We start from the raw sequence: 9,780 nt of genomic DNA on the forward strand, positions 1-9,780 counted from the left end.
TGAGGTGTGAAATGAAGAAAGTTTTTGGTATAAGTTTAATAATATTAAGTGTTGTAATATTTGATAATCAAATAGTATCTGCGGAAGATGGTTCGTTAAAAATAGATACGAGAACGTCTCAAGATAATGGACATAAAGAGAATTTTTATATTGAACAAGAAACAGAGCTGACTAAATTATTCGATGAAACTTTAACAAAAACTATTTCAAGAAAAAAGGAGGAAGAGTCTATATCTTATAAAAAAGATAAGACTCTTATCTTTGATAGAAATGTAAATAAAGAATCATTGGTAGATAATTATACAAAGAATTTATTTTTAACAAATGGTTATATAGCAAATACAACGAGTGCAAAGATAAATTTAAAAGAAAAACAAGATGGTGTTAATTGGTATAAGATATTATTGTTAATAATGGGAATATCAATAACAATGGTATCAGTAATAAAATTATTTTATAGAAAGAAGGTCAAATAATGGAATATGTAGATATTAGCATGGATTTTGATAAATATATAAAAAAAACGATAGATATTAGAGTACCCAAAAATATAACAGTAAAAGAGTTATTACAGATTATATCGGAGTCATATTCTTTACCAATTAAAATTGATAACCCAAGCATAAGAATAGAAGGGTTTGGTGTTATTTTAACCAGTTTTAACATGTTATCAGACTCTGTTTATGTAAGAGATGGGAGTTTGTTGATAATAGAAAATATTTAATAATAGAAAAAAGGAGCGTGCAATGAAACATATTATTGAATTAGCAAAAGAAGAGATAAAAGGTAATAGAGATATAGCTTATGCATTGTTAAAATCAAAAACTCCATTTTTTGTAAATACAACTTTAGATTTGGAAGAAGATAATATAGTTATAACTAGTTTAGTTGAGGAAGATTATCAAAGTTGCGAATATGTCAAAACGCTGATTATAGAAGAAAAGCTAAGATATTTAATTAATTTGGCAGAAATTTACCCAGCACTAAAAGATTCGAAATATACTTACCGCTTTGATACGAATTCGATAGTGTTTACGAAAGATGGCTTACCACTTCTAATATATAGAGGAATAGTAGATCAAGTGCCACCATATGAGTCGATTACTTATGAGAAGTTTTTGAAATCCTATAAGGCTATAATCATTTCTTTTTTGGATGGGAAAGCAGATTATGATAAGTTGGTAGAAGGTGGTCTAGAGTTTTATAAAGGGAATTTATTTTGTGAAAAAATAGTAAAGGAAGAGACTTTAGAAAAAATAAGAGATAACTTATCTGATTTTTACAATAAAGAAAAAATAAAAAATAATGAAAACTATGCATTGATATCTAAACGAAGTATTAATTTTTTAAAAACGAGCATTTTTATCACAGTTTTGACAACTTTGATATTGAGTTTTATAGTGGGATATGTGATGATTTCTACGATTCCTAAAAAGAATGCAATTTCTGATATAAGGCTATCTTTTATTAATAAAGACTATTCTAATGTTATAAAAGTTAGTAAAAATATTGATAGTAAATCTATAAGTCAAGATGATAAATACATTATAGCTTATTCAGTTATACAGTCAGAACCATTAACAGAAAAACAAAAAGAACAATTAAGTAAAATAAATAATCAAGCTAATGCGGATTATTTGAGATATTGGGTTCTTTTAGGTCAATCTAAAATAGAGGAAGCTATAGATGTTGCTAGCTTTTTAGACGATCCACAGTTGCTTATGTATGGAATAACGAAAAAGATTGATGAAATACAGCGTGATCCTAATTTATCTTCTGAAAAAAGGACAGAACAGTTAAATAATTATAAAACTAAGCTAGAAGAATTAAAGAAAAAATATATAGTCTCTGAAGAAAATAGTAAAAAATAATTAAGAGAGGAGGTAGCAATAAATGAAGATTTATATTATTTATGATGATAAGAATTATGCTCTTTATCCTAATAGACGTTATCGTTTAGGAAATACAAGTGAATGTGATATCAATTTAGAAGACTTGCTACAAACGATAGACGTGAAGATAACGAATGATTTGGTAGCCTTTGATAATAAAGAATATTATCAAGGTGTGCATGATATAAAATTAGGGATAATCACCTTAAAATTAGTTATATTAAATAAAGAACAATATTATCTTTTGAATAAAGGAAATATTTTCATAGGTTCAAAAGAAGATTCTGATATTTATTTAAAAAATAGTGAATTAAATATTTTATTGAACTACGAAGATGAAATTAAAATTGTTGCTGATGCAGCTTTTTATCTAAATGGACAGAAAGTGAGTGGAAAAGTAGTTTTAAAAGAGCATGATGATATTATTTTTCCAGAAGGGATAAGTATAAAAATACTTAATGGAATTTTGGAGCTGGCTAGTAACTTTGAAATAAAATCAAGATTGATATCATTTAGTGAGAATGAGAAAGAAGAAGATAGAGCGAAAGAATTTCATCGTTCGCCACGTATCATTTTGCGTGAACCTTCGGATAAAGTAATAATAGGAACTCCTCCTACGGAAGAAGAAGAGCCAAAACAATCACTGTTGAGGTTGCTTTTGATGCCGGCAGCAATGATATTTTTTACTATTTTGATGTATATGTATTCATCTAGTGGAGCGATGATGATAATGATGTTTGGTATGTCTACTGTTACGATTATTACATCTATTCAAGGATATATAGCAGATAAAAAGAGGTTTAAAGAAAGAGAAATAAAAAAAGTTAAAGACTATAAGGACTATTTAGAAGAAAAGTACATAGAGTTAGAAAATTATAAGGAAGAACAAAAGCAATCTTTAGAATATCATTATCCAGAAATGGATAGAATTTTGGCTATGCCCAAAAAAGTAGATAGAAGGATATACGAAAAAACACCATACTATTTTGATTTTTTAACATATAAGTTAGGAAAAGGTGAGATAAGATCAAGTTTTTCGGTTGAATATAGTAAATCAGAAACATCAAAGGTAAAAGAGGAGATATTAAAGGATATAAATGAACTATTAGATCATTATCAATATATATCTAATGTACCTATAAAAAATGATATTCATGTCCCAACAGGTTATATAGGCACGAGAAAAGTCGCTATAGAACAAGTTCAACAGTTAATGATGCAAATAGCGGTATTCCAAAGTTACCATGATGTTCAGTTTATTCCAATTTTTCGAGAAGAGGAGTTGTCGCTTTGGAATTGGAGCAGGTGGTTACCTCATATAAAAATAAAAGCATTTAATAGTAGAGGTTTTATATATAATCAAAAAACTCGTGATCAGTTGCTTACGTCACTATATCAAATAATAAAGGAAAGAAAATTAGACTTTTCACAAACAACAGATAAGAGTAAAGAAAAGCTATATACTCCACATTATGTATTAATTATTACAGATTTAAGTTTGTTGTTAGATCACAACATTATGGAGTATATCCATGAAGATTTAACACAGCTAGGTATTAGTTTTATTTTTGTTGAAGAAGTGATAGAAAGTCTACCCGAACATGTAAAAACAGTAGTAGATTACAGAAGTGATAAAAAAGGGATATTGATTTTACATAAAGGAGAATTTGAGGATAAGCAGTTTATTCCACTGCCAGCGATAAGTACGGTAGATAAGGAGAGGTTTGCAAGAAACTTGGCGGGGATTAATCACGAGGAAACCTTGAGAAATTCTATACCTAATTCTATAACATTTTTAGAAATGTATGGAGCGAAAACAGTAGAGGATTTAAATATTTTAAACCGTTGGGAACAAAATGAAACATATCAAACTATGGCAGTACCGTTAGGAATAAGAGGACGTGATGATTTATTATATCTGAATTTGCATGAAAAAGCTCATGGTCCTCATGGACTTATAGCGGGGACAACAGGCTCGGGTAAGTCAGAACTAATCCAATCTTATATTTTATCGTTAGCGGTTAATTATCATCCATATGAAATAGCTTTCTTGTTAATAGACTACAAAGGGGGAGGTATGGCTAATCTGTTTTCCGAATTACCTCACCTAGTAGGAACGATAACGAACCTGGATGCTAACCAAGCGGAGAGAGCACTGATTTCTATAAAAGCGGAGTTAAAAAAACGCCAACGTATATTTTCTGAGCATGATGTTAATCATATTAATCAATATACTAAATTATACAAACAAGGTAACGCAGAGGAGCCATTACCACATTTATTCATAATAAGTGATGAATTTGCAGAGTTAAAACAAGAACAACCTGATTTTATGCAAGAGTTAATTTCTACTGCACGTATAGGACGTTCTTTAGGGATACATTTAATACTGGCGACTCAAAAACCAAGCGGAGTGGTTAATGATCAAATCTGGTCGAATTCAAAATTTAAGATAGCTCTTAAGGTTCAAGATGTAGCCGATTCTAGAGAAATTATAAAAACTCCAGATGCAGCCAATATAACTCAAACAGGGCGAGCGTATTTGCAAGTAGGTAATAATGAAATTTATGAATTATTCCAGAGTGCATGGAGTGGTGCTGATTACAATATAGATAAAAATAATAGTAGTAATAGAGACTTGATTGTGTATGAAATCAAGGGAAATGGACAGTATAATCCGATAAATAAAGATTTAAGTGGATTGTCCAGAGTAAAAGAAGTAAAAACTATACCAACCGAACTAGATGTTGTCGTTTCTGAGACAAAATCTATTTTTAAGAAAATAGGTTTACCAAAAGTAGCTAGCCCTTGGCTCCCTCCATTAGAAGAAAATATTTATAGTGATGATTTACAAAATAATGATTTTAAAAAATATTGGAATCAGAATAAAGATGAACTTAATATTTTAGTGGGATATCAAGACATTCCAGAAAAACAAGAACAATCTCCGTTGTATTTTGATATTGAGCATACAGGGCACATTATGTTAGTATCTAGTCCAGGATTTGGTAAATCAACATTTTTACAAAATTTTGCAGTAGATATTATGAGAAAGAAAAACCCAGAAGAAGTACATTTGTATTTATATGATTTTGGAACGAGCGGTCTTGTATCGTTGAGTGATTTTCCACACGTAGCAGATTATTTCACATTAGATGAATTTGAGAAGATTATGAAATCATTGCGTCGTTTAAATGCTGAAGTAAGAAGGCGTAAAAAAATATTAGGAAAAGAAAAAGCAACCAATTTGAAGCAATACAATCAAATTTCCAAAGAAAAAATTCCATCAATATTTGTTGTAGTAGATAGTTTTGATGGAATGGTAGATAGTAAATTTAGTGAAGCCTTCTATGAAACTTTGAATATAATTGCACGTGATGGTGCTTCATTAGGTATATATATAGTAACTACACTTTCACGTATAAATGCGATGAGATTACAATTACAAGCTAACTTTAAAACAAAAATATCACTCTTCTTATTCGATAAAAGTGATTTGTCAGCAGTAGTGGGACGTTCTAATATTCATTTAGATGAGATAAAAGGACGAGCGGTAACAAAATTTGATGAGATTACCTATTTCCAGGTGGTACAACCATATAAAATAAAAAGTTATGCAAATTACATAAATCAGGTAACAGAAGAGGTAAAAGAGATGAGGGATTATTGGAGTGGACAAATGCCAAAACCCATCCCTATGCTTCCGGAAAAAATTACTTTCAAAGTTATTGAGGAAAGGTTTAGTGGTATAGAGTTAAGTAAGAAATTTATTTTAGGTTTATACCGAGAAACAGCGGAGGTAGCTACATTTTTATTAGATAAATCAATTATGATTACGTCAGACAATCCTTTATCAGTATTAAATTATTATAGTTTACTCGATTATAATATAGAGCGTTTTGGAAAAAATTATAAAGCGATATTATTTGATCCAGTTGAAAAAATAGGAACAGATCAATTAAAAAATGCCCAAAGATTAATAGATCCATTAGAAATAGAAAATGAGATGAATAATATTGTATTTGAGTTAAAACAACGCATAGAAAATCCAAGAGAATGGTACTCAAATTATCTAGTAATAATTCCAGATATTGTATCTGTCTATAGAGAGGCTAGAATTTCTGAACAAGATTTTAAATTATTAGTTAAAGAAGGTAGTAAATATGGAATAACACTGTTATTTGTAGGACATTATCAAGATTTAGTAGGTAATTATGATATGTTAGTAAAACAAATTAAACAATTAGTGGAGCAAGTTTATATAGGAATAAGAATTACAGATCAAGATCATACTCGATACCCGTATATAGCAAATGAACCATATCTAAAACCTAATGAAGGATATATTTTAACACCACAAACATATGATAGTGTACAAATAATAGAAAAAATCAACGAGTAAAAAATGGGAAAAGGCTAATCTTTCTTTGAAACAGAAAGATTAGCCTCTTTTTATGAATAGCAAACATAGCATAAAAAATATGAAATAAAGATAAGAGTTGATAAAATAAAAATGATAGTATAAAATAATATAAAAGGAAAGGAAAAAGTTTGCTTAAAGGAGATGTGAAAAGGTGCTAAAGAAAATAATAATAGGAATATTAGGAAGTGCAATAGTAGTAGGATTGTTAATAGGAGGAAAAATATATATGGATAATAGACAAGTAGAAACAATAGTAAAAAGTGAAGAAGGGAAAGCAGCAATAGAAAAAATGTTAAAGGTGTTAGATGAAAAAGCCTTGACCTCGGAAGGGAAAATAAAAAGTTATAAAATAGATGACAGCTACACTAAAAAAAATCCTATGGGTGGGATAAATATAAGGATTATAGTTAATGAAGATGTTAAAAAGGTAATAAATACAACACTAGAAAAGTATCCATCAAGTAAGGGGTATGAAATAAACTCAAAAGCTATTTCACCCGAACTAGCTCAAGAAATCAAAGGAACTAATAAGTGAAGAGAGGTGCATACTTCATGAAATATACAGATAAAGAGAATGTTGAAATTGCAAAGCGTGAATATGATGATAATAGTATTGGATTTCAAGCGGATGTAAACGGTAAATACTATGGTACCTTATCTGATATAAACAACAACCGAAGCAATAATGGTGAACAAATATATACATATACAAAAAAAGAATCAGGGGAGGAAGCGGTAAGTCCTGATGCCCCTCTTAGCGAACGAGCAAAAGTAAAAGAAATAACAGTGTTATACAGAGGATCAACAAGCCCCACTGATATATCAGATGGAAAATGGAAAGATGCAGTAAAAGACTGGTTAGGAAATGATTTACCATTATTTAAAAGAATATCATTAGGAGAACGAGGAGTAACAGGGCAACTCGAAGCATCATCTGAATACTTAAAAGAAATAATGGAAAAATATCCTAATGCTAAGGTAAATGTATATGGGCATTCATTGGGGTCTATGGATGCACAGTACGCTCTTGCTAATGTAACAGATTACGAAAGAATAAACTCAGCGTATATTTATAATGGACCTAATATTTATAGTCTTCTTTCATATAATCAAAAATTAAATGTGAGTGCCTTATATTCCAAAATTCATAATTACGTTGATTCAAAAGATTTTATAGGATTCGCATATGAAAAAGGATATGGAACAGTGGGGCAGGTATATAAATTTGAAGGTAAGAATCTTTCGGACTTTGCTAAGCAACATATATGGGGTGGTTATGATTTTGACGAAGAAGGGAATTTAATAGATAAAGATGGTAATAGAGTAAAAGTGTGGAATAAACCAAAAGAAATAGCTATGTTAGAAAAAATAGCAAGAAGTCAAAAATATGCAGAACTGATAAAAAAAGAAAATAGTTTAATGGTAGATGTGGATCAAGATGGAAAATTAGATGCTAGTTTTGACGGTAACAAACTAGCAGCAAGCCCGTTAATTCCATATAATACAAGTACAGGAGAGATAGTAATAAACTATTTTACACTATCAACGTTATCAGCAAATTTAGGTAATTTACTAAATGATATAGCACAAATAAAAGAGTTATTAAAGAAATCAGAAGAGACTAACAAAGATGTCGAAACACGTAAACAAAATAGAACACAAAAATTAGAAGAATCAATAGTGAATTATCTGGAACAAATAAATCTAATAAAAAGTATTAAAAATTTAGACGGATTTTATTCCAATATAGAAGAAAATAAAAAGCTATTCAATACATTGATAACTTATGGTACATTTCAATTTTCACGACAGTTTGATTGGTTTGGAGCGAGTGGTTCTAGAAACTGGTGTTATCAAAATGGAACCCATTGGGATTACGGTGATGTAGAAAGAAAATTACAAAGATTAAAGGTGGTTGTATTTAAAACAATACAAAATTTAAATTCAAAACAGTACCCTATGTGTGCGAGTAGAGTGCCTGTGATAATCACAATTCCAGTTAGAACGATGATTGCTAAAAAGGGAGAACAGCTAATAAATAGTTTTAAAAAATCTATTGATGAAACATTCAAGGGGCAAAACATTAGGGCAAACTTTGAAGATGGAATAGCTAATCCTCTAGGAGAAGTTATAAAAGTAGAAAAAACAAATATAGATAATATGGAAAAATGCATACAGAGTATGAAACAAAGTGTAGATACCTTGGCTAATAGTCATAAACAAAACGATGCTACAATAGAACAAAACTGGAAAAATAATCAAGATGTTTTAGGTAATTACAAAGTAGAAGAAGTACCTAAAGATTTTAACACTTTTGTAGAAAAATCAGGGGTATTTGATGATTTATCAGTTTTGCAAGCATTTGATAAGCAAGTAGATGATACTACAAAAGCATTATCAGATAAAATGGTTAAAGAATTTTCAAATTATTTATCTATCGCAAAAAATAAGAGTAGAAATACACATACCGACTTAAAAGATACTCAGACAGCAGCAGATGCTACGATAGCGGATTTTCCAACAGGAATTTATTATAAAAATAAAAAAGAAAACGATGATGAAATACATTATTATAGAACGATAGAAGAAAGTATAGAAGTATCAAGTACAATAAGAGATGTAACTAATTTCGTAGACAATATAGAAGAACATTATCAAGAAACAATAAGAACAATAGATCATGCGGCACAAACATTACCAACACTGAAGACGCAACTAAGAGTGTATTTAGAAGAGGCGATATATAACTATACTACAATATCAAGTGTAATAACTGGACAAAAGGTGATAGCAACATTGATGAATAAAATTTATCTGCAAGCATTAAATTTTTCAACCGTCCTAAAACAAAATAAAGGAAAATCAATAGAAGCGTTAGATGGGCGAATGCAGGAAATGGGAATTATGGCTTCACATATATCAGAATTAATAGAAAAGTGTTTTGGCAATAATGGAGAAGAGTAAGAACAAAGTTTTTACTCTTTTTTTCCTTTTATATTATGCAACGGAAATAAATTTCCTACCCCTTGTGTACTTCCCAAAGAGATTGGGTAAAAAGAAATTCGATTTTTTTAGGAAGTCTTACCCATCGCCACCACCCATATCAGAAAAAGAAAGGAGATCTTATCTTATGGCGATATATCATCTTTGCATAAAAATCATTTCAACAAGTAAAGGTAAAAGTGCAGTAGCAGCTTTCGCCTATCGAAGTGGCGAAAAAATAAAGAATGAGTATGACGGAGTAGTCCGTGATTTTACAAGAAAAGGTGGAATAGCTCATACAGAAATTAAATGCATCACAGGAATTTGTAAATCGTTCTGTCTTATGGAAAAGACGCTTACGATAAAAGAACAGGGACAAGTTTAATAGTGTTTAAAGAAAAGAAAAAACAGTGCTAAATAAATCTTATTTTTTTGTATTTAAGATACTTAAGAGGGGAAAATATGATATAATGAAAGCGAAAA

The 9,780-nt window shown here is 29.8% G+C and carries 7 protein-coding genes; all 7 read left to right on the plus strand.

Going from position 1 to position 9,780, the window contains the following annotated elements:
• The first annotated feature begins 11 nt into the window (after positions 1 to 11).
• Positions 12 to 476, plus strand: a complete 465-nt coding sequence (gene essA, locus H612_RS0108385; protein ID WP_027131026.1) for a type VII secretion protein EssA — start codon at positions 12 to 14, stop codon at positions 474 to 476.
• Positions 476 to 724 carry a hypothetical protein gene (locus tag H612_RS0108390; RefSeq protein WP_035500543.1) on the plus strand — a complete coding sequence of 83 codons (249 nt, stop codon included), beginning with the start codon at positions 476 to 478 and terminating at the stop codon, positions 722 to 724. Before essA ends, H612_RS0108390 begins: the two co-directional genes overlap by 1 nt.
• 22 nt (positions 725 to 746) lie before the next feature.
• A complete protein-coding gene (gene essB, locus H612_RS0108395) occupies positions 747 to 1,871 on the plus strand; it encodes a type VII secretion protein EssB (protein ID WP_027131028.1) in 1,125 nt (374 codons plus the stop codon).
• 22 nt (positions 1,872 to 1,893) lie between these two features.
• Positions 1,894 to 6,294, plus strand: coding sequence for a type VII secretion protein EssC (gene essC / locus H612_RS0108400; RefSeq protein WP_027131029.1), 4,401 nt, complete (start codon positions 1,894 to 1,896; stop codon positions 6,292 to 6,294).
• A gap of 172 nt (positions 6,295 to 6,466) precedes the next feature.
• Positions 6,467 to 6,850: a DUF1310 family protein gene (locus H612_RS09425; protein WP_035500546.1), complete on the plus strand. Its 384-nt coding sequence runs from the start codon at positions 6,467 to 6,469 to the stop codon at positions 6,848 to 6,850.
• Between the two features lie 17 nt (positions 6,851 to 6,867).
• Positions 6,868 to 9,279, plus strand: coding sequence for an SA1320 family protein (locus H612_RS0108410; protein WP_027131030.1), 2,412 nt, complete (start codon positions 6,868 to 6,870; stop codon positions 9,277 to 9,279).
• A 166-nt stretch (positions 9,280 to 9,445) separates the two neighbouring features.
• The gene (locus H612_RS0108415) at positions 9,446 to 9,682 is read left to right on the plus strand and encodes a MobA/MobL family protein (RefSeq protein WP_027131031.1); all 237 of its coding nucleotides are present in this window, start codon (positions 9,446 to 9,448) and stop codon (positions 9,680 to 9,682) included.
• Positions 9,683 to 9,780 lie beyond the last annotated feature (98 nt).

The organism is Gemella cuniculi DSM 15828 (assembly GCF_000425665.1).
Lineage (GTDB): Bacteria > Bacillota > Bacilli > Staphylococcales > Gemellaceae > Gemella > Gemella cuniculi.

Bases quoted from the DNA above. Each gene is read 5' to 3' on its own strand.
- essA (WP_027131026.1), top strand. From the start codon at position 12: ATGAAGAAAGTTTTTGGTATAAGTTTAATAATATTAAGTGTTGTAATA.
- H612_RS0108415 (WP_027131031.1), top strand. From the start codon at position 9,446: ATGGCGATATATCATCTTTGCATAAAAATCATTTCAACAAGTAAAGGT.
- essC (WP_027131029.1), top strand. From the start codon at position 1,894: ATGAAGATTTATATTATTTATGATGATAAGAATTATGCTCTTTATCCT.
- H612_RS0108390 (WP_035500543.1), top strand. From the start codon at position 476: ATGGAATATGTAGATATTAGCATGGATTTTGATAAATATATAAAAAAA.
- H612_RS0108410 (WP_027131030.1), top strand. From the start codon at position 6,868: ATGAAATATACAGATAAAGAGAATGTTGAAATTGCAAAGCGTGAATAT.
- essB (WP_027131028.1), top strand. From the start codon at position 747: ATGAAACATATTATTGAATTAGCAAAAGAAGAGATAAAAGGTAATAGA.